At 70.4% G+C, this 19130-nt stretch carries 19 protein-coding genes; 5 read left to right on the top strand and 14 right to left on the bottom strand.

Annotation, left to right across the window (positions count from 1 at the left end):
- Positions 1-250: 250 nt before the first annotated feature.
- From kdpC to MTES_RS18815, 5 genes are read right to left on the bottom strand one after another with little or no spacing between them, the layout of a single operon-like run.
- Positions 251-835: a potassium-transporting ATPase subunit KdpC gene (kdpC, locus tag MTES_RS06675; RefSeq protein WP_013584457.1), complete on the bottom strand. Its 585-nt coding sequence runs from the start codon at positions 833-835 to the stop codon at positions 251-253.
- A gap of 11 nt (positions 836-846) precedes the next feature.
- Positions 847-3042, bottom strand: coding sequence for a potassium-transporting ATPase subunit KdpB (kdpB, locus tag MTES_RS06670; protein WP_013584456.1), 2196 nt, complete (start codon positions 3040-3042; stop codon positions 847-849).
- A complete protein-coding gene (kdpA, locus tag MTES_RS06665) occupies positions 3042-4709 on the bottom strand; it encodes a potassium-transporting ATPase subunit KdpA (protein ID WP_013584455.1) in 1668 nt (555 codons plus the stop codon). Before kdpA ends, kdpB begins: the two co-directional genes overlap by 1 nt.
- A gap of 3 nt (positions 4710-4712) precedes the next feature.
- The gene (gene kdpF, locus MTES_RS19250) at positions 4713-4802 is read right to left on the bottom strand and encodes a K(+)-transporting ATPase subunit F (RefSeq protein ID WP_074696280.1); all 90 of its coding nucleotides are present in this window, start codon (positions 4800-4802) and stop codon (positions 4713-4715) included.
- Positions 4799-4939, bottom strand: a complete 141-nt coding sequence (locus MTES_RS18815; protein ID WP_013584454.1) for a hypothetical protein — start codon at positions 4937-4939, stop codon at positions 4799-4801. Before MTES_RS18815 ends, kdpF begins: the two co-directional genes overlap by 4 nt.
- 211 nt (positions 4940-5150) lie before the next feature.
- Here MTES_RS18815 and arfB point away from each other — a divergent pair, with 211 nt between their 5' ends.
- On the top strand, positions 5151-5588 hold the full coding sequence (gene arfB / locus MTES_RS06660; protein WP_013584453.1) for an alternative ribosome rescue aminoacyl-tRNA hydrolase ArfB: 438 nt from the start codon (positions 5151-5153) through the stop codon (positions 5586-5588).
- Positions 5589-5827: 239 nt separating this feature from the next.
- Here arfB and MTES_RS06655 read toward each other — a convergent pair whose 3' ends face one another.
- The 3 genes from MTES_RS06655 to MTES_RS06645 all read right to left on the bottom strand — a co-directional run bounded on the left by MTES_RS06655 (position 5828) and on the right by MTES_RS06645 (position 9479).
- Positions 5828-6214 (bottom strand): PLD nuclease N-terminal domain-containing protein, encoded by a 387-nt coding sequence (locus MTES_RS06655; protein WP_043361125.1) that lies wholly within the window; start codon positions 6212-6214, stop codon positions 5828-5830.
- A gap of 210 nt (positions 6215-6424) precedes the next feature.
- Positions 6425-8518, bottom strand: a complete 2094-nt coding sequence (locus tag MTES_RS06650; RefSeq protein WP_043361123.1) for an APC family permease — start codon at positions 8516-8518, stop codon at positions 6425-6427.
- Positions 8519-8633: 115 nt separating this feature from the next.
- Positions 8634-9479, bottom strand: coding sequence for a serine hydrolase domain-containing protein (locus MTES_RS06645; RefSeq protein ID WP_013584450.1), 846 nt, complete (start codon positions 9477-9479; stop codon positions 8634-8636).
- 171 nt (positions 9480-9650) lie between these two features.
- Here MTES_RS06645 and MTES_RS06640 point away from each other — a divergent pair, with 171 nt between their 5' ends.
- The 4 genes from MTES_RS06640 to MTES_RS06625 all read left to right on the top strand — a co-directional run bounded on the left by MTES_RS06640 (position 9651) and on the right by MTES_RS06625 (position 13165).
- Positions 9651-10895: a wax ester/triacylglycerol synthase domain-containing protein gene (locus MTES_RS06640; RefSeq protein ID WP_013584449.1), complete on the top strand. Its 1245-nt coding sequence runs from the start codon at positions 9651-9653 to the stop codon at positions 10893-10895.
- Positions 10896-11168: 273 nt separating this feature from the next.
- The gene (locus MTES_RS06635) at positions 11169-11771 is read left to right on the top strand and encodes a hypothetical protein (protein ID WP_013584448.1); all 603 of its coding nucleotides are present in this window, start codon (positions 11169-11171) and stop codon (positions 11769-11771) included.
- 66 nt (positions 11772-11837) lie between these two features.
- Entirely contained in the window at positions 11838-12584 is a 747-nt protein-coding gene (locus MTES_RS06630) for a YcnI family protein (protein WP_013584447.1), read from the top strand.
- Between the two features lie 2 nt (positions 12585-12586).
- Positions 12587-13165, top strand: coding sequence for a copper resistance CopC family protein (locus MTES_RS06625; RefSeq protein WP_013584446.1), 579 nt, complete (start codon positions 12587-12589; stop codon positions 13163-13165).
- A gap of 207 nt (positions 13166-13372) precedes the next feature.
- Here MTES_RS06625 and MTES_RS06620 read toward each other — a convergent pair whose 3' ends face one another.
- The 6 genes from MTES_RS06620 to MTES_RS06595 all read right to left on the bottom strand — a co-directional run bounded on the left by MTES_RS06620 (position 13373) and on the right by MTES_RS06595 (position 19121).
- Entirely contained in the window at positions 13373-14239 is an 867-nt protein-coding gene (locus MTES_RS06620; protein WP_043362329.1) for a neutral zinc metallopeptidase, read from the bottom strand.
- Positions 14240-14303: 64 nt separating this feature from the next.
- Positions 14304-14822, bottom strand: a complete 519-nt coding sequence (locus MTES_RS06615) for a hypothetical protein (RefSeq protein ID WP_013584444.1) — start codon at positions 14820-14822, stop codon at positions 14304-14306.
- A gap of 46 nt (positions 14823-14868) precedes the next feature.
- Complete coding sequence (locus tag MTES_RS06610; RefSeq protein ID WP_013584443.1) at positions 14869-15903, bottom strand: LacI family DNA-binding transcriptional regulator; 1035 nt, start codon at positions 15901-15903, stop codon at positions 14869-14871.
- A 29-nt stretch (positions 15904-15932) separates the two neighbouring features.
- Complete coding sequence (locus MTES_RS06605) at positions 15933-16808, bottom strand: carbohydrate ABC transporter permease (RefSeq protein WP_013584442.1); 876 nt, start codon at positions 16806-16808, stop codon at positions 15933-15935.
- Entirely contained in the window at positions 16805-17743 is a 939-nt protein-coding gene (locus MTES_RS06600) for a carbohydrate ABC transporter permease (RefSeq protein ID WP_013584441.1), read from the bottom strand. Before MTES_RS06600 ends, MTES_RS06605 begins: the two co-directional genes overlap by 4 nt.
- Positions 17744-17804: 61 nt before the next feature.
- Positions 17805-19121: an ABC transporter substrate-binding protein gene (locus tag MTES_RS06595; RefSeq protein WP_013584440.1), complete on the bottom strand. Its 1317-nt coding sequence runs from the start codon at positions 19119-19121 to the stop codon at positions 17805-17807.
- Between the last annotated feature and the right edge of the window lie 9 nt (positions 19122-19130).

Genomic DNA, 19130 nt, shown 5'->3' with positions numbered 1-19130 from the left:
CGGTGGATGCCCGCGAGCATGTCGGAGGGGGAGGCGTCGAGCGTGTCTCGGTGGCTTCGACGAGCTCAGCCACCTTCGCTGTCGCGGCAGAGGTCCCTGAGCCTGTCGAAGGGACCGGAACCTTCGCTGTCGCGGCAGAGGTCCCTGAGCCTGTCGAAGGGACCGGAACCGCGCGATCCCGCCGCCGCGCGAGGGGCGCGACGGCGGGTGCGAAGGACACGACGGCGGTCATGTCAGCGATTCTCGTCGCTCAGCGGGCATCGAGAGCGCGATTCAGCTCGAACACGTTCACGCGCGGTTCGCCCAGGTAGCCGAGGTCGCGCGGCAGCGTGTGCTCCGCGACCAGCGCCGAGACTTCCGACGCGGGGATGCCGCGGGCCTCCGCGACCCGCGCCACCTGGCGCTCGGCGTTCTCGACCGAGATGTCCGGGTCGAGACCCGAACCGGACGCGGTCACCGCGTCGGCCGGGACCGAGCCGTCGTCGTTCAGGGCGCGGAAGTCCGACTGCCCCTGCTGGATCGACGCGATGAGGTCGGGGTTCTCGGGGCCGAGGTTCGACCCGGTCGAGGCGGCGCCGTCGTAGCTCGCGGCGGAGGGACGCGACTGGAAGTACTGCGGCAGCGCCTGGCCGTCGGCATCCTGGAACGACTGGCCGATGAGCTGGGAGCCCGTGACCGTGCCGTCGGCCGAACGGACGAGCGATCCATTGGCCTGGAAGGGCAGGGCGACCTGCCCGATCGCCGTGATGAACAGCATGTAGCCGACGCCGAGGACGACGGTGAAGACGAGCATCGCGCGGACGGCGACGCCGGCGGTACGCAGGGTGGTGCGCATGACGGGGCCTTTCAGAAGCCGGGGAGCAGGCTCACGACGAGGTCGATGAGCTTGATGCCGATGAAGGGGACGAGGACGCCGCCGAGCCCGTAGACGAGCAGGTTGCGGCTGAGGATGCTCGACGCGCTCGCCGCGCGGTACTTCACGCCGCGCAGGGCCAGCGGGATGAGCGCGATGATGACGATCGCGTTGAAGATGATCGCGCTGAGCACCGCGGATGCCGGAGACGACAGCTGCATGATGTTCAGCACCGCGAGGCCCGGGAACACCCCCATGAACATCGCCGGGATGATCGCGAAGTACTTCGCGATGTCGTTGGCGAGCGAGAACGTGGTCAGGGCGCCGCGCGTGATGAGCAGCTGCTTGCCGATGCGGACGATGTCGATGAGCTTGGTCGGATCGGAATCGAGGTCGACCATGTTGCCGGCCTCTTTCGCGGCCGAGGTGCCTGTGTTCATCGCGACGCCCACGTCGGCCTGCGCGAGCGCTGGAGCGTCGTTCGTGCCGTCACCGGTCATCGCGACGAGGTTGCCGCCCTCCTGCTCGCGCTGGATGAGGGCGAGCTTGTCCTCGGGCGTGGCCTCGGCGAGGTAGTCGTCGACGCCCGCCTCGGCGGCGATCGCCTTGGCGGTGAGAGGGTTGTCGCCCGTGATCATCACGGTGCGGATGCCCATCGCCCGCAGCTCCTGGAAGCGCTCGCGCAGACCGTCCTTGACGACGTCCTTGAGGTGGATGACGCCGAGCACCTGAGCGGGCACGTGCGAAACTCCTGACGTACTGGGGGTCAGGGTCGCGACCACCAGCGGAGTTCCGCCGGACTCGGCGATCGCGTTCGCGGAATTCAGGAGTTCTGCACGGGTGGCCTCGGGCACCTCGGCGTGGGAGCCGTCGAGCCAGGCCAGCACGGCGGACGCAGCGCCCTTGCGGATCTGCGTGCCGTCCGGCAGGTCGAGCCCCGACATACGGGTCTGGGCCGTGAACGGCACGGACTCGGCACCTCGGGGCATCTCGGCGACGATGCCCTGGGCCGACGCGAGCTCGACGACCGAGACGCCCTCGGGCGTGGGGTCGGCCTGCGACGACATCGAGGCGTACTCGGCGAGCATCGGCCCGCCGACGCCGTTGAGAGGCACGAAGGCCGAGGCGCGGCGATTGCCGTACGTGATCGTGCCGGTCTTATCCAGCAGCAGGGTCGTGACGTCTCCCGCGGCCTCGACCGCGCGGCCCGACATGGCCAGGACGTTCCGCTGCACGAGACGGTCCATGCCCGCGATGCCGATGGCGCTCAGCAATGCACCGATCGTCGTGGGGATCAGACACACCAGCAGCGCCACGAGCACGGGGATCGAGACGGGGGATGCGGCGTACGAGGCGATCGGATTCAGCACGAGAACCACGACGACGAACACGATCGACAGGCTCGCGAGCAGGATGTTCAGCGCGATCTCGTTGGGCGTGCGCTGGCGAGAGGCGCCCTCGACGAGGGTGATCATGCGGTCGACGAAGGTCTCGCCGGGCTTCGACGTGATTCTCACGACGATCCGGTCGCTGAGCACCCGGGTGCCACCGGTGACGGCGCTGCGGTCGCCGCCCGACTCGCGCACGACCGGGGCGGACTCGCCCGTGATCGCCGACTCGTCGACGGTCGCGATGCCGTGGACGATGTCGCCGTCGCCGGGGATGAGCTCGCCGGTCTCGACCAGCACGATGTCGCCGACGCGGAGGTCGCCCGAGGGCACGTCCTCGGTCGCCGCTCCGGATGCCGCCGGGTCGGCGGGGGAGTACGACACCACCCGGCGGGCCGAGGTCGTCGTGCGCGTCTTGCGCAGGGTCGCGGCCTGCGCCTTGCCGCGGCCCTCGGCGACCGACTCGGCGATGTTCGCGAAGAACACCGTGAGCCAGAGCCACACGGCGATGCCCCACGTGAAGCCGAAGGGGAGGCTTTCGGACGCTGAGCCTGTCGAAGCGTCGCCGAGGAACGGCTCCGCGAGGGCGATCAGCGTCGTCAGCGCCGCACCGACCCACACGAGGAACATCACGGGGTTGCGCCACTGCGCGGCGGGGTTGAGCTTCTTGGCCGCGCCCGGGAGGGCGGCGACGATCTGCGCGGCGCTGAAGGCGCGGCGCGGGGGGTCGGTCGGGGCGCCGGACCCTTCGACAGGCTCAGGGGCCGGCTGCGACGCAGGAGAGGAGATCAACGTGGACATCAGCGAACAAGTCCTTCAGCGAGGGGTCCGAGGGTGAGGACCGGGAAGTAGGTCAGGGCCGTCACGATGACGGACACGCCGGCGAGCAGACCGGCGAACTGCGGGCGGTGCGTCGGGAGGGTTCCCGCGGTGGCGGGCACGGCATCCTGAGCTGCCAGAGAACCGGCGAGGGCCAGCACGAAGACGATCGGCAGGAAGCGTCCGAGGAGCATCGCCACGGCCAGCGCCGTGTTGAACCACGGGGTGTTGGCGGTGAGCCCGGCGAAGGCGGAGCCGTTATTGTTCGCGGCCGAGGTGAAGGCGTAGAGCACCTCGCTCAGACCGTGCACGCCCGGGTTGAGGATCGACGTGCTCTCGACATCGGATCGGATGCCGGGAATCCCGAAGCTCAGCGCGGTCCCCGCCAGCACGAGGGTGGGCGTCACCAGGATGTACAGGCTCGCGAGCTTGATCTCGCGCGGTCCGATCTTCTTGCCGAGGTACTCGGGCGTCCGACCGATCAGCAGACCGCCCACGAACACCGCGATCACGGCGAGGATCAGCATCCCGTAGAGGCCCGAGCCGACACCGCCGGGGGCAATCTCACCGAGCATCATGTTGACCATCGGCATCATGCCGCCGAGCGCCGTGTAGCTGTCGTGCATCGAGTTGACGGCGCCGGTCGAGGTCAGCGTGCTGGTGGTGCCGAAGAGCGTCGAGCCGAAGATGCCGAACCGCACCTCCTTGCCCTCCATCGCGCCGCCCGCGAGCATCGGGGCGGTTCCGGCGCCCGCCATCTCGGCCCAGGTGAGAAGAGCCGTGGATGCCACGAAGATCGCGCCCATCACGCCGAGGATCGTGTAGCCCTGGCGATCATCGCCCACGATCCGGCCGAACGCGCGGGGGAGCGAGAAGGGGATCACGAGCATCAGGAAGATCTCGAAGAGGTTGGTCCACGGGGTGGGGTTCTCGAACGGGTGCGCCGAGTTGGCGTTGAAGATCCCGCCGCCGTTGGTGCCGAGGAGCTTGATCGCCTCCTGGGATGCCACCGGCCCGCCGGGGATCGACTGCGCGGCGCCGGTGAGGGTCGTGGCATCCGTGAATCCGTTGAGGTTCTGGATCACCCCGCCCGCGAGGAGCACGACGGCGGCGACCACGGAGAACGGCAGCAGCAGACGGAAGGTGCCGCGAACGAGGTCGACCCAGAAGTTGCCGATCACACCGCTCCGGCGATACGCGAAGCCGCGCACGAGGGCCACGGCCACGGCGATGCCGACGGCGGCGCTGACGAAGTTCTGGACCGTCAGCGCGGCGAACTGCACGGTGTAGCCGAGCGTCGACTCGCCGCCGTACGACTGCCAGTTGGTGTTCGTGACGAACGAGACGGCGGTGTTGAACGAGAGCGCCTCGCTCGGGGCACCGAGGCCCAGCGAGAAGGGCAGCACCGCTTGAAGGCGCATGAGCGCGTAGACGAGCACGACGCCGACGAACGAGAACAGCAGGACCGACCGCAGGTAGGCCGCCCAGGTCTGGGCGCTCCGCGGGTCGACGCCGATCAGGCGGTAGGTGCCGCGTTCGACCGCGAGGTCGCGTCGGCCGGTGTAGATGCGGGCGATGTAGTCGCCGAGGGGGCGGTACGCCAGGCCCAGGGCGACGAGGAGGGTGAGGCTGGTCAGGACGATCGACATCGGTCAGAACTTCTCGGGGCGGACGAGGGCGACCACGAGGTACACCACGGCGGCGACCGCGAGCACGGCGGCGAGGATCGAGAAGAAGATCACGAGCGGTCGCCTCCGCGTCCGGCGGGGCGGGCGGACGAGGGGCGGGCCTCGGGGCCCAGCTTCTCGACCCCCTTGGCGACGAGGGCGACCAGCGCGAACAGCGCGACGGTCGCGGCGAGGAAGACGGCATCGAGCACGACGACTCCAGGATCGAGACAGAACCGCGGGCGGGCCGCGGGCGCCGCGGGGCGGCACGTGTGTCGATCCAACGCGCCGGGGGCGTGGCATCCGGACGTCCTAACGCTTTCCCTACGGGTCGTCGACGGACGCATACGGGGTGCTTACGCGGGTGTGCGATTTTCGCGGTGGGCGACCGCACGGCTCGGGCCGCTGTCGCAAGATGGAGGCATGAGCGCCTCCGACGATCCCGGCATCCGGGTCACGGGTTCGCTCGTGATCCCCGCGTCGGAGCTGTCTTGGCGCTTCTCACGATCGTCCGGTCCGGGCGGGCAAGGCGTGAACACCACCGATTCGCGCGTGGAGTTGATGTGGGATGCCGGAGCCTCGACGGTCCTGTCGCCCGTCCAGCGCGAGCGGCTCATCGATCGCCTCGGGAACCGGCTCGTCGGTGGGGTGCTGACGATCGCGGCGTCGGAGCACCGCCATCAGGTGCGCAATCGCGACGCCGCGCGCGAGCGGCTCGCCGCGCTCGTGGCTGATGCCGTGCGCGCTCCGGCGCCGCCGCGCCGCGCGACGAAACCGACGCGCGGCTCGACAGAGCGCCGCCTGCAGGCCAAGCAGCGTCGCACCGACGTCAAGCGGATGCGCCGGCGCCCGACGGACTGACGCCCGCGGGGTCGCCCGCGCTCCTGCGCGCCCGCGCGCCCGCGCCCGCGCACCCGCGCCCGCGCGCCCGCGCCCGTGCACCCGCGCCCCCGCGCGCCCGTCCGCCCTGTTGAGTGTCCAAAACACCCGGACGCCTCAGAAAAGTGTCCGGGTGTTTTGGACACTCAACAGCGGTTGGGGGCGGTCCGGATCGAACCCGTGGAACGACGGCGGCCACTCCACCGGTACGGCGCCCCGGGTCAGCTCCCCGCGCCCGCGCCCGATCCGGCTCCGCCGCCCTCCGCGCGGCGCCGCCGCACCTGCTCCTCGAGGTCGGCGAGGTGCATCTCGCGCTCGAGGTCGGCGATCTGCTGCTCGGTGCTTCGCGAGTCGTACGTGCGCGGGGCCGGTGCCGGGTCGGCATCCTTCTGCCACCGCCGCGGGTCGCCGAACGACATCGGCGCCGAACGCTGCTCGTACTCGCGACCGATCGTGAACCACAGGATCGACCCGATCAGCGGCAGCAGCACGATGAAGAAGACCCACACGAACTTCGGCATGTGCTTGACCTGGTCGTCGCGACGCGTGATGGCGTCGATCAGCGCGATCACCATGACGGCGAGGGTCAAGAGGGCGAGGAGGGGCATGGCCCCACCCTGCCCGAGGTCGCTCGCCACGTCTACCGCCCGGCGGCGCGATGCGGCGTGCCGAAACTCCTGAGACTCTGCGTCCGCAGTCCCGTTGAGGGGTCCGCGCGTCGACTCGACCGCGATTTCTCAGGAGTTTCGCCCGCTCGCGCACCCGCGCCAACCCGCACCCGACCCCGCGACAGCGGCACGCCCCGCGGGCGGACGGATTCAGGAAGCCGAGTCCCCCGGCGTCTTCCGCGCGGGCCGCGCCGGCACCTGGGCGACGGGCTGGCCACCGCGCTGCTGGCCGGGGAGGGGCCGCGAGCGGCGGCCGTAGATGACTTCCGACGAGTCGAGCAGCCACGGGACGAGGGTGATCGAGACGCCGTGCACGAGCATGAGCTGCTGCGCGAGGCGGCGGGAGCGGCGGTTGTGCAGGATCGACTCCCACCAGTGCCCCACGATGAACTGCGGGAGGTACACCGTCACGACCGAGGAGCCGTGCTTCTCGCGGTACGACTTGATGAAGCTCGACACCGGCGAGGTGTAGGTGCGGTACGGCGACTCGATGATCACGAGCGGGATCGGCATGTCGTGCTCGTCCCACTCCTTCTGAAGCTTCGCCGACTCCTCGTCGGTGATGGCGACGTGCACCGCGAGCGTCTTGTCGTGCTTGGCGGCGAGGGCGTAGTCGATCGCCTTCATCACCGGCTTCTGCAGGCGGTTGACGAGGACGATCGCGACGTCGCCCGACGCGCCGAAGTGCACCGTGTCATCCATCTGGATCTCGTGCTCGACGTCGCGGTAGTACCGGTTCACGCCGAGCATGAGCACCGCGAGGATCGGGATCGCGATGAAGACCAGCCACGCGCCGTGCGTGAATTTCGTGATGGTCACGATCAGCAGGACCAGCACGGTCATGCCGGCGCCGATCGAGTTGATCCACAGGCCCGAGATCGCCGACCGGCGCTCGATCGCGGCGGACTGCTGCTTGGCGGCCTCGGGCGGCAGGTCTTTCAGCCCCCGCAGCGCGCGGCGCCAGTGCTTGACCATGCCGATCTGCCCGAGCGAGAACGAGACGAACACCCCGATGATGTAGAGCTGGATCAGCGTCGTGAGGTTCGCCTGGTACACGATCAGCACGCCGATGGCGACGATGCCGAGGATGATCATGCCGTTCGAGTACACGAGCCGGTCGCCGCGGGTGTTGAGGGCCTTCGGGGCGTAGCCGTCGCGGGCGAGCACGGCGCCGAGCAGCGGGAAGCCGTTGAACGCGGTGTTGGCCGCGAGCAGGAGCACGCACGCGGTGGCGGCCTGGATGATGAAGAACGGGATGCTGCCCATGCCGAAGGTCGCGGCGGCGACCTGCGCCATGAGGCTCGGCTGCGGGTTGTTCGCGCAGTCGAAGCCGATGAGGTGGCACGGGTTCTCGGCGTAGTGCACGCCCGAGATGAGGGCGAGGATCGTGAGCCCCGCGAACAGCACGATGGCGATGCCGCCCATCATGGTCAGCGTCGTCTGGGCGTTGCGGATCTTCGGCATCCGGAAGGCCGGCACACCGTTCGACACGGCTTCGACGCCGGTCAGCGCCGAGCAGCCGCTCGAGAACGCCCGCAGGACCAGCAGGATCAACGCCGCTTGCGTGAGCGATTCCGCCTGCACGGCGTACTGCGCGCTCTCGGCGACCGGGGCGTTGCCCAGCAGGGTGCGGCCGAGACCGACGACGATCATGATGCCGACCGAGCCGATGAACAGGTAGGTGGGGATCGCGAAGACGCTCGAGGCTTCGCGCACGCCGCGGAGGTTCACGATGACGATCAGGATCACGAAGCCGACGGCGATCTCGACGCGGAACGGATTGAGTTCCGGCAGCGCCGAGATGATGTTGTCGACTCCGGATGCCACCGACACGGCGACCGTGAGCACGTAATCCACCAGGAGAGCTGCGGCGACGATCACGCCGGGGACCTCACCGAGGTTCTTGCTCGCGACCTCGTAGTCGCCGCCGCCCGAGGGGTAGGCCTTGATGAGCTGCCGATAGCTCAGGACGACCACCACGAGCAGCGTCACGACGGCCACGGCGACCCACGGGCTGAGCGTCAGCAGGGCCGTTCCGCCGATGAGGAGGATCATCAGCAGCTCCTGCGGGGCGTAGGCCACGGAGGACAGGGCGTCGGAGGCGAAGATCGGCAGCGCCATCTTCTTGGGCAGGAGCTGCTCGTCGAGTTTTTCCGACGTCAGAGGCTCGCCGATGAGGATGCGCTTGGCCATCGGCGTCTCCACGCCGGGCTCGCGACTTTCTTCAGTCACGGCGCGCGACATTACGCGCACTGGGCACTATGCGCAATCTGACGCGCACCCGTTCACGGCATGGTCGCCAGACCGTGATGATGGGAGGTTCCGGATGCCGCGCCTCCGGGGACCCGCCGAGGGGCGCTCAGCGGCTGGTCGCGGCCTCGGCGACGAACGCCGCGATCGCGTCGGCGCCGGAGTGGTCGTCGGCGCTGATGGTCACGACCGCGTCGCCCGCGAACACGATCAACTGGCCGTCCGCGCCGTGCAGTCGCCACGCCGCCCCCGGCCCGTCCCACCCGGCCAGCGCGTACCGGCGATACCCGTCACCGGCGCTGCCCGTGTCGACCCAGCCCGCGTGCATGGCATCCACGATCCCGGCCGAGACCAGACGCTGCCCGCGCCAGACGCCCCGGTCGCGCAGGAGCAGGCCGAGACGCGCCATCTCCTCGGTGCGCAGCGAGAGGCCCTCGCCGCCGAGCACGCGACCGTTCGGGCAGCGGGCCCACGCGATGTCGTCGAGGCCGAGCGGAGCGAAGAGGCGCGGCCGGAGGTACTCCTCGACGTCGCCGATTCGCTGGGAGAGCACGTGCATCGCGGTGTATGTGCTGGCGTTGGAGTACTGGAACACGCGTCCGCGGGAGGGTCGCGAGAGGAACTCGGCCGCGAGATCGGGCCAGTCGGTCATGAGAGTCGGTGACCACGGGAAGTCGATGCCGCTGGTCATCGTGAGCAGGTGTCGAAGGGTGAGATCCCGTTCCCGCGCGGCCCCGATCGGCGCGTCTAGCGACACCACGCCTTCGTCCGCCGCGATGCCGACGGCCAGCACGCCCACGGCTTTGGCGACCGAGTGGATCTCTTCGCGCACGTCGGGCGTCCAGCGGTGCTCCGCGACGCCGTCGCCGACGCGGACGTGCAGGCCGTGTGCGCCGAAGCCGGTCTCGTCCACACGGCGGACGATGGTGTCGCGGAGGGCATCGGGGCGGGTCATCCCCCCAGGCTACGAGCGGGCGCGGGCTCACGGTCTGGACAGGGCGGCGGCGTCTGGTCGACGAGCGGGCGGGCGACGAAGACGCCATCCGAGTGCACCGGGTCCTCCGCGATCGCCGTGACCGGGGAACCGCGCTCACACCGTGGGGAGGGTCGCCGCTACCGTAGGCCCATGGGGGAGCCACTGTCGGCCGCGGATGCGCGCATCCTGGCGCTGGAGTCCGACGTCGTGCGCGGTCACGCGCTCAAGCTGCTCGTGCTTGAGCCGGGCGAGGCGCTGGATCTCGAGACCGTTCGGACGAACGTCGCCGCGCGGCTTCCGGCCTTCCCCCGCGGCCGGCACGTCGTGGTCGACGAGGACGACGGCCCCGCGTGGATCGACGGCGGCGAGGTCGATTTCGCCCACCACGTGCGTCAGCGCCCCGCCGCCGACCCCGCGGCGCTGCGCGCGACCGTGGGACAGCTCATGTCGGAGCCCCTCGACCGCGCTCGGCCGCTCTGGACGATCGACCTCATCGGCCCGCTCGCCGACGGGCGCGAGGCCCTCGCAATCCGCCTCCACCACGCGGTGGCCGACGGGCTCACGGCCGTCCGGTTCCTCGAGTCGGTCGTCCTCGAGCCGCACGACGCCCCCGCGCACGAGGTCGGCATCCGCGATCCGGACGCCCGGCCCTCCCGGTGGAGCGAATGGGAACGGATGCCACTGACCCTGGCCCGCGAGCTTGGTCACCCGGGCTCCCACTCGCCGTTCGACCGCCCGATCACGGCGCATCGCGCTCTCGCGTTCGTCGACGTCCCCCTCGCCGAAGCTCGCGCGGTCGGGGCAGCGCGCGCGGAGCACGCGACCGTCAACGACGTGCTCCTCGCCGTCATCGCGGGAGCCCTGCGGCGCCGTCTCCTGCACCACGGTCACGTGCCACGCCTGAACGCCCAGGTGCCGGTGAGCCTGCACGAACGCGGGGAGGACGCCGCGGCATCCGGAAACCGCGACTCGTTCGTCGACGTGGGACTGCACCTGCACGAGGGCGACGACGCGCGGCGGCTCGACCTCATCAGCGCCGACACCCGGGCCCGGAAACGCGGTCACGACGCCCGCGCTCTCGACGAGCTCTTCCATGCCCTCGCCGCGGCCGGTCCCGTCGGTGCCGCGCTCCGCGGTCTCGCGGACGATCCGCGCGAGTTCGCGCTCGCGGTATCGAACGTGCCCGGCCCGCGCGTGGCCGTATCGGTCGGAGGACGCCGCGTCGCACACGTCTACACCTCGTCGGAACCCGGTCCCCGTCACGCGCTGCGCGTCGCCGCGATCTCGAACGACCGCTGGCTCGGCATCGGCTTCTGCGTCGATCCCGAGGCGGTCCCCGACGTCGAGTTGCTCGCCGACGCCGCGCACGACGCGTGGGAGGCGCTGCGCGCGTGAGTCGCGCCCCCGCGAATCGGGCACCGCGGGCCGTCGGGCGGAGTCCGTGGGCGAAACGCCGGGCGGCGGCATCCCGTGTCGGTGCGTCGTGGTCGGACTCCGAGTGACAGCACGCTCCCCGCCTGACCGCGCGGCTCCGTCACTCCGCGTGACGGTACGGCGCGCCCACTCCGGTGCGACCGCGCGGCTCCGTCGGCCCGGACGTCTCGACGCCGTTGCACCTCCCGTGCCGAGGCCGACCGCCGCGCCTAGGCTGGGCGCGGGAGGAGTCGCATGTCGTCGAGAGCGGGGCGCGCGCAACGCGTGGGTCGCGGGGTCGCCGCGGCCGCCGTCGCGACCTTCATCGCGACCGTCTCGCACGCGTCGGTCGGCGCGGAACTCCCTCCCGCGCTGAACGTCGCCCTCGCCCTCAGTTTCGCGATGCCGGTGTGCGTCCTGCTGGCCGGACGCACGATGTCGTGGTGGCGTCTGTCGCTCGCGGTGGTGCTGAGCCAGGCCGTGTTCCACGGCATCCTGGCCCTCGATCTGCGCGGAGACGGCGTCGTCGCAGCGGGCGGGCACCACGGGGCCCCCGCGGTCCTGCTCGATGCCACCGGATCGAGCCACGCGGTTGTCGCGCACGGGTCGCACTCGCCCTGGATGTGGGCGGCCCACGCCTTCGCCGCGCTCGTGACGATCCTCGCGCTCGGTCGGGGCGAGCGTGCCGTGCGCGTCATCGCGCGGTTCTTCCACGCGGCGCTCGCCGTGCTGCGCCCCTTCCGCGGGCTTCCCCCGCTGACGGACGACGTTCGCCCGGCGCCCGAGCCGCTTCTGCTGACGACAGCCATGAGCGTGCTGTCGGTGATGAGGCATCGAGGTCCGCCGCTCGCGGCGTGATTCCTCGACCCTCACACCCTCGCGCGACGCGAGACGCTCGCGCGCGCCTTCGCAGAAAGCAGCACCATGTCTCGTACCCCCTTCCTCCGCCGCGCCCTCGTGGGCCTCGCGGCGGGCGCCGTCCTCGCGATCGGCGTGCCGCTGGCGGCATCCGCTCACGTGACCGTCAACCCCAACACCGCCACCCCGGGCAGCTACGCCACGGTCAACTTCCGCGTTCCGACCGAGTCGGAGACGGCCTCCACGGTCAAGCTCGAGGTGACCCTCCCCACCGACACCCCACTCAGCGCCGTGCTCGTGCAGCCCGTTCCCGGCTGGACCGCGACCGTCGAGAAGGGCGCGCTCCCCGCGCCCGTCCAGGTGGAGGGCAACACCATCAGCGACGCTCCCCTGAAGATCGTGTGGCAGGCCGACCCGGGCGTGGGGATCGGTCAGGACCAGTTCCAGATCTTCTCCGCCGTGCTCGGACCGGTGCCGGACGTCGGCCACCTCGTCCTGCCCGCCGAGCAGACCTACTCCGACGGGTCCGTCGTCGATTGGGCGGCGACGCCCGACCAGGTCGCGGCCGACTCCTCGCTCGAGCCCGCCCCGGTGCTCTACGTCAACGACACCCCGCCGACCGGGGAGCACAGCCACGGCGCGGCCTCGGCGGCTCCGTCGTCGACGGAACACGACATGGATGCCATGGCATCCGGGTCCTCGTCGGACTCCTCGGGAGCCGCTCTCGGTCTGAGCATCGCCGCCCTCGTCGTGGGCGCGATCGGCGCCGTGCTCGGGGCCCTCGCTCTCGCCCGTCGCCCGAAGCGCGGCTGAGCGTGCGCGCGTCGAACGCCCTCGCGCGGACCGCGGCGATCGCGGCGATCGCGCTGGGCGTCGTGCTCGGCGGGGCCCAGGCCGCCTCGGCGCACGACAGCCTCGAGTCAACGTCGCCCTCCTCGGGCGCGACCGTCTCGTCGCTGTCGGAGGTGTCGCTCGACTTCAGCGCCAACCTGCTCGGGTACGACGGAGGCAACATCGTCATCGTGCTCGGGCCGGACGGACGCCACTACGAGACGGACTGCGTCGACCTGTCCGGGCCGACCCTGACCGCTCCTGTGGCGCTGGGCGCCCCCGGCGAATACCAGGTGGAGTGGCGGGCGATCTCGTCCGACGGGCACCCCATCTCGGGGTCGTTCTCGTTCACCTCGACGGCCGCCGGCGCGTCGGCGGGGGCCGAGCAGTCCCCGTGCGCGGCGGCGGTCAGCGCGGGGCAGGCGCCCTCTGCCGCGCCCGACACGGCTCCGAGCGGCGGCCTGTCGGGCCTCACGCTGGGGCTCCTCGTCGGCGGAGGCGTCGTGGTGCTCGTGGGCGTCCTGGTCGTCATCATCCTCCGGACGCGTCCGCGCGAGGAGTGACGCGCCGCCGCGGCGCCACCGTCCCGCGGAGGTGGGGTGGTGGCGCCGCGGTCGGCGGTGGGGCCGGTGCCGTCAGGCGGAGTCGACCGCGGACACGCCGGGGCACGGCATCCTGAACCGGCGTGTCACGCGGGAACTCGCGGGACGGCCCGCCGCCTATGGCGAACTCCGCCGGACGGACGAACCGGATGCCGCGACCTACAGGTCCTACCCCGCCACGGCGAACGTGTCGCAGGCATTCACGCCGCCCTCGCGCCCGGCGTCGAACCAGCGCTGCCGCTGCTCGCTCGATCCGTGCGTCCAGCTCTCGGGGTTGATGCCGCGACCCGATTCGGCCTGGATGTGGTCGTCCCCGACCGCGGCCGCTGCCGCCAGGGCGTCGCTGATCTGCTGCGCCGTCGGCGGCTGGAGGTAGGGCGTCCCGTCCTCGTCGACCTGCTCGCCGGCCGCGGTGACCCACGCGCCGGCGAAGCAGTCGGCCTGCAGTTCCGTACGCACGCCGTTGCTGTCGGGGCCGGTGCCGTTGTTCGGGTACTGCTCCATGACCCCGGTGAGGTTCTGCACGTGGTGGCCGTACTCGTGCGCGAGCACGTAGAGCTGCGCGAGCGGGCCCGCGGTCGTGTCGTACTGCTCGCGGAGGATCGCGAAGAACGTGGGATCGACGTAGACCGTCTCATCGGGCGGGCAGTAGAACGGGCCCGTCGCGTTCGAGGCCGTGCCGCACGAGGTGCCCGTCGCCTGGTCGACGATGATCAACTGCGGTTCGCGGTAGCCGTCGAGGCGTTCCTGCCAGAACTGATCGATATTGAGGGATGCCGCCGCCAGCCGGCACGAGTCGTCGCTGTTCGCGTCGGCCCCGGTCTCGCAGTTGGCGATCGCCTCTCCGCCGCTCGCCGGTCCCGGGGCGGCTCCGCCCCCGATCAGCCCGGTCAGATCGGTGTTGGTGAAGAGGGAGATCAGCAGCACGACGACAGCCCCGAGGCCGACCGCTCCGCCGCCCACCGCGGCGACGGTTCCGCCGCCCCGGCGCTTCGCTGAATTGCCCCCGACCCGGGCGTTGTCGTTGAACGTCACGACCGTCACGGTACGCGCGCGGGCGCGCTGTCACCGAGGCCTTGCGTCGAAGGCCTCGGAAGGTTCAGCGCTGCGAGATCGGGTGCGTCTCGACCTCGAACTGCCCGAAGGGCAGGGGCGACCACACCGCGAACCCGCTCCAGTCGTCGATCCGGAGCGTCATGATCGCGAACCACGTGACCGCCAGACCGACGAGGGTCACGACCACGATCGTCATGCGCGCGTTGCTCAGGATCCGCAGGGCGTGATCGATGTCTGTCGCCCGCCCCAGCACGCGCGTGAGAGCGGCCACGACGATCACCGCGAAGATGACGTAGATCAGCGGACTCGGACTCATCGTCACGGTGCCGCAGATCGGCTCGGTGTCGGTCGGCTTCCCGTCCGCGCCGAGGAACCCCTCGCCGTCGCTCGCGAGGCCGCCGGAGCAACTCCCGTAGGACCCGCGGACGAACAGCCCGATCATCACCGCGGCGACGATGCCCCAGATGACGAGAGAGCGGATGCCGGCGATGATCGGGGCTCCGGGCAGCAGCCCGTCGCGGTCGCCGACGGTGATCTGGGCGTCCCTCTGCGTCGCGCTCATCCCTCCACCCTCGCAGGTGGTTCGCCGGGCGTCGAGAGGGGATGCATCACACGATGCGTCGGATGGCCGCGTCCGCGGGCGGCGGCGCGGTGCTCTCGCGCACGACCAGTTGCGGACGTTCCGAGGAGAAACGGCGACCCGTCTCCCCGGCGATCTCGTTCAGCAGCAGCTGGAGCCCGCGACGACCGAGCCCGGCGAAGTCCTGATCGACCGTGGTGAGCGGGGGTGTCCAGAGGGAGGCGAGCGGGTGGTCGTCGAACCCCGCGACGGAGATGTCGTCGGGAACACGGCGACCGGATGCCACGATCCCTCGGATCACGCCCATCGCGATCTCGTCGTTGCCGCAGAACACCGCGGTGACGGTGGGGTCATCGGCGAGGCGCCGGCCGATCTCGATCCCGGAACGCGGATCCCACGACGCGTCGCTCAGCGGGGGGACGAGGGCTCCGCGTCGCTTCAGCGCCCGGCGCCATCCGGTCGTTCGGCCGTCCTCGCGGCGCGACGGCGGGACTCGCACGTGATGCACGGTCGCGTGGCCGAGATCCAGCAGGTGATCGGTGAGCTCTTCCGCGGCACGGGATTCGTCGAGCACCGCCTGGCGCAGACCGGGCTCGCGGACGCCCGAGAGGGCCACCACCGGCAGCGAGGGCGGGATGCGGTGGAGAGCGGCGACACCGGGAGGGTCGAACTTCAGCACGCACACCCCGGCCAGCGGCTGAGCCAGCGTCGCCGCGATCGCGCGGTCGATCTCGTCGTCGTCCGTGCTCTCGACCACGGTGATCATCACCGTGTAGTCCCCAGCACGCGCGGCCTCCTCGATCCCGCGGATCGTCTCGGCGTAGCCGTATTGCGACGTGTCCCCCGCGATCACGGCGATCACCTGTGCCTTGCGGGACGCCAGCACACGGGCTGCGGCGCTCGGCCGGAAACCCAGCGCCGCGATGGCCTCCTCGACGGCCTCGCGCTTGGCGGGGCTCACCTTCGCGGCACCGGTCAGCACGCGCGACACCGTCGGCACCGATACGCCGGCGCGCGCCGCCACGTCGGCGATGGTTGCCGGTTTGGTGCGGGAGGGGTCCATTGCGCTCCGTCTGTGCGCGGCGCCCGTCCTCATTTGACGGCGCCGCTGGTGATGCCCGAGATGATCTTGCGCTGCGCCACCATGAACGTGATCAGCAGGGGGAGGCTCATCAGGATGATGTACGCGAAGATCAGATGCCAATTCTGAAGGTACAGACCGGCGCTCGCCACCTGGTACAGGTTCAGCGGAAGGGTGTCGAGCCGACCCCCGACGACGAACAGCGCGTAGAAGACGTCGTTCCAGATGTATAGGCAGATGAGGATGGTCGCGGTCGCGAGCACCGGCATGAGCAGCGGCAGGATGATCTTCACGAACACCCGGACCGGCGAGGCCCCGTCCACGCGGGCCGCCTCCTCCAGTTCGACGGGGATGGTGCGGACGAAGCCCGTGACGAAGAAGATCACGGTTGACATGTACATCCCCATGTACACCCCGATCATTCCGACGGGCGTGCCGGCCAATCCCAGCTGACGCAGCAGCAGCACGATCGTGACGACGGCCGGGGGCAGCACGATGCCGCTGATCGCGACGGCGTAGACGAAGGCGAGGCCGCGAGAGCGTCGGCGCCCGAGGATCCACGCCGCCATCGATCCGAGGATCAGCACGCCGAGGACCGCGGGCACCATCACCAGGACGCTTCCGCCGAAGGCGGCGATCATGCGTCCGTCTCCGATCACGGTGGCGAAGTTGTCGAGCAGGTGCCACTCCGACGGGAGGGCGAGCGAGGGGACGAACGCCTCCGCCTGCGTCTTGGACGCGGTGAGCACGGTGAGCAGGAACGGGATGCCGAGGAGCACCACCGCGACGAGGATCGCCGCCACCGGCTGCACGAAGCGGCCGAGCGGCGACCGCCGCCGGGGGATCCGCCGGGCGCGGCCGGTGGTCAGAGTCATGGTCTCGGTCACAGCACGTCCTCCCGCTTGCGCAGAAAACGGATCACGGGGAAGGCCAGGATCGCGACCACGAGGAACAGCACGAGGCTCATCGTCGTGGCCTGGGCGAACAGGCCCTGTCCGAAGGTTCGGAAGATGAAGATGTTGAGCAGTTCGGTGGTGCCGCCGGGTCCGCCGGCGGTGGTGGCCTGCACGATGTCGAAGCCGTTCATCGACCCCAGGAGAGCGGTCGCGACATTGAAGGTGACGGCGGGGGCGAGCAACGGGAACCGGATCGCACGGAACGTGGTCCACCATCCGGCACCGTCGAGCCTGGCGGCCTCGAGGATGTCGTCGTTGATGGTCTTCAGCCCGGCGAGGTAGATGAGCATCGACAGCCCCATCCACTTCCACGCGTGGATCAGGGCGACCACCACGATCGTCCACGTGGTGCTGCCGAGCCAGGCGATGTCGACGCTCTGCCCGGTCACGGCGCTCAGGATGTCGTTGAGCGCCCCATCGGGCTTGAGCATCGCCTGGAAGATGTAGCCGACAGCGAGGGCGGACATGATCACGGGCACGAAGAACGCCACGCGCAGCGCGCGGTTCGTGCGGGTGTCGCGCTCGAGCAGGAGAGCGAGCGCGAGACCGAAGAGGTTCTGGAAGATCGCCACCAGGACGGCGTAGATCAGCGTCACGGTGAGGGCGTTCACGAGCGAGCCGTTGGAGAACAGCGACGCGAAGTTGTCGGTGCCGATGAAGTCGATCGAGCTCTTGAAGCTCGACCAGTTCGTGAACGCGTAGACGAAGTTGAAGACGGTGGGGACGGCGAAGAACACCACCAGCACCGCCAGCGCGGGGATGAGGAACCACAGGGGATGGTCCTTCGCGTGCCGACCGCGGGGGGCGGGTCGCGCGGAACGCGGCGGCGGCGTCACCGCGCGGGGACGCTCGAGGGTCGATGTCATGGGTGGTTCCTCCCGGAAACCGGAAAGGGGGCGCCGGGTCGAGACCCGGCGCCCCGGGGAATCAGAAGCCGGGGGCCCCGATGGCCTTGGCCAGCTCGGCGAACTGCTTCTGCGTGGCGTCGGCGACCTCCGTGGGCGTCTTGGTGCCCTGGATCATGTCACCGAGGTTCAGGTACAGGTCGGGGTTCGCGACCGCGAGGGCCTGCATCGAACCGACCGAGTCGCCGAGGGACGAGCTGACGTCCAGCAGCGCCTCCGGGACATCCGACGACGAGGCCACCGAGGACTGCAGCGACACCGTCTTCTGCGCCTGCACGAAGTCGCTGTAGCCGTCGCCGAGCCAGTACGACAGCAGCTGACGCGCCGCGGCCTCGCGCTTGGCATCCCCCGTCTTGAAGGTCACGAGGGCGTTCGACTGGTCGGGGATGAAGGTGCCGACGTTGCCCGAGGGCGAGATCGGGAAGAAGCCGATCTTCTCGTTGAGCTCCGCCGTGTCGGCGAGGGACTGCAGCTGCCCGAAGAACGAGTTCACCTGCACGGCCATGGCGGCCTCGCCCGAGAGCAGTGCGGGGCCCTGGTCCTCGAACTTCGCCGTCTTCAGGTTGGCGTTGAACAGGCCCTCCTGGATGAGGCCCTGATAGGTGTCGATCGCGCCCTGGATGGTCGGGTCGGTGAACTTCTCCTCGTTCTTGTTGACGCGCTCCCACAGGCCGTCCTTGGCGGCGTCCGCCAGCTGGACCGAGACCCACCACTGGCTGGCCCACGGGGTCCCGCCGCCGAAGTCGAAGAACGGGGTCACACCGGCGGCCTTGAGCTGGCGCGCGTCGGCGAGGAACTCGTCCCAGTTGCCGGGCGTCTTCGTGATGCCCGCCTTCGCGAACACCTCTTTGTTGTAATAGACGCCCTCGACCGCCGGGGTCGTGATGAGGGCGGCGTAGCGCGTGCCGTTCAGGATGCCGGTGATGTCCTTCAGCTCGGGCGTGTAGGCGTCGATGAAGGGGGCGCCGTCCAGCGACTGGAGGTTCGTCGACGCGTTGAGCGCCGTCAGCTGCGAGGCCGTGGGCTGCCAGAACGCCAGGTCGGGCTTGTCGCCCGTCGCCACCTTGGTCTGCACGCTCTGCTCGTACGGGTCGGGGATCGTCACGACGTCGACCGTGGCGCCGGTCGCCGCCTCGAAGCCCTTCACGACGCTCTCGGGGATCTTGTTCGAGTTCTGCGCCGCCCAGATCGTGAGGGTGGTGCCGTCGAGCTTGGTGTCCTGCGCGGGCCAGTCGGCGGGGGCCGCGTTGCCACCGCCGGCGCCGGGGTCCGAGCAGCCGGCCAGGGCGAGTGCTGCGACGGCGGTGACGGCCGTCGCGGCGAAGAACCGCTTCTTCATTGAATTGCT

This window comes from Microbacterium testaceum StLB037, from assembly GCF_000202635.1.
In the GTDB taxonomy this organism is placed as follows: Bacteria; Actinomycetota; Actinomycetes; order Actinomycetales; family Microbacteriaceae; genus Microbacterium; species Microbacterium testaceum_F.
This window is presented reverse-complemented; position numbering and strand designations above follow the sequence as displayed.